Source organism: Ammoniphilus soli (assembly GCF_040813775.1).
Window position 1 is genome coordinate 1 of sequence record NZ_JBEGDL010000121.1, and the last position, 1,589, is coordinate 1,589.

Annotated in this window: 1 protein-coding gene; it reads right to left on the reverse strand. The window is 40.5% G+C overall.

The features are described 5' to 3' along the window. Positions 1-177: 177 nt before the first annotated feature. Positions 178-1,479 carry an IS1380 family transposase gene (locus tag ABLT31_RS38585; protein ID WP_367761008.1) on the reverse strand — a complete coding sequence of 434 codons (1,302 nt, stop codon included), beginning with the start codon at positions 1,477-1,479 and terminating at the stop codon, positions 178-180. Between the last annotated feature and the right edge of the window lie 110 nt (positions 1,480-1,589).

Sequence of the window (1,589 nt, forward strand, 5' to 3'; positions counted from 1 at the left end):
AACCCGAATTTCGAAAGTCTGTAACATCAACAACAATCATGAAACAACAAAAGAAAATACTGGAAAAAATGTAAGTCGATTAACGGTTTTTTGAACTTAAAGCTTGAAAAAAGGTATACTTTCCCCCTCCCCACAGAAGCGGGCAAGGAACATTTCCATGGATTTTTATGGAATTTTTTATTCGAGTAGGGTAACACGTTGAGCCATTCGTTCCCAATGGTACTGGTTGGTGAAGGCTTGATTTAATTTCAATATCACCTGACGGCTGTGGTTCACGATGACTCCAGCTATATGAAAAAATTCTCGTCGAAATCGTGCGATGGTATAACCTTGATGGATGGGATCGCAACAGTTCTTTTTAAAACGCTCATACAAGTTGTAGGCAATGAGTTTCAAGAGTAAATCAACTTCATTTGCTTTAAAAGAAGAGGTCGAAATCGCGTCGATTGAAAATCCATGTTTCGCTTCTTTAATATAGTTTTCCATACAGGCCCTTTGGTTGTAGAAACGCCATATATCGATAGGCTCCCATGGTAAATTGGTCACGATGGCTTCATATTCCCAAAAGAAATCGTAAAACTGAAATTGATCTTCATTGTACCGTGGAGCTTTTCGAATGACTATGACGTACCTCGATTTTTTCCACGAGGTTGCTTTGTAAACCATGGTTATGCCTTCAATGATCACATCTTCATCGACAAAACGTTTCCAGTAGCGGCATTTCGCTACCTCATTTTTTAGCCGGTCGGTCCATTTAAGCTTGCCAACATAGCCGATTTTTTTGTTCTCCCAAAAGGAATAGAAGTCTTCCCCACCGAAGCCCTTGTCAAAACGAACATATTGGACGTTTCGGTTGGAGGATAGAAAATCAAGCGTTTCATTAGCAAAGTCGATGACCCCCGTGGAGGAATGGGTATTACCCGAGCGAAGTTCCGCATTTAATAGGAAACGTGTTTTGCCTTCATAGACTAGGATGGGGTGATAACTTTTCCGACCTCGTTTATGAGAATTGACTCCCACGGTGGCTTTTTCTTGATTTCCATATACCGTTTCTACCGTGGAATCAAAATCAAGAATCAATGAGGCTGGCAAATAAGGATCTATAAGAGAATAATTGAGCCTTTTTAAATCCATCTTGATCGTTGGGGTAGAAGTAGCCAACCGACCGAGTTCCTTGTATAACAACGAATGGTGTGGACAACGCCCTCCTAAAACATGTTGAATGAGGGCATCTTGTTGAAGGGAGCGAAAGTGAAAGAGACGAACACAGCCGACCGTCCATCCGATGACCAAGTACAGCAGAATTTTGTGCATAGGAAAAATGGAATTATCCTTTTTCCCCACGTTCAATTGTTGAAAGGCAGCGGCAAGTTGGATCTTTTCAAAAAAATCAAGAACGACTTTGATTCCTGCAAAAGAGGTTGCTTTTTTCAGTGTAAATTCAGTTTTCATTTTAGAGATAGTTATGGTAGACTTCACCTTAAAGGTGCTCCTTTCTTTGGGTGATGATGTTCTGGACAAACACCATTCTACCAAAGACTGGGCACTTTTTTCATTAGATTGATATCAGGTTACTTTCGAAATTCGGG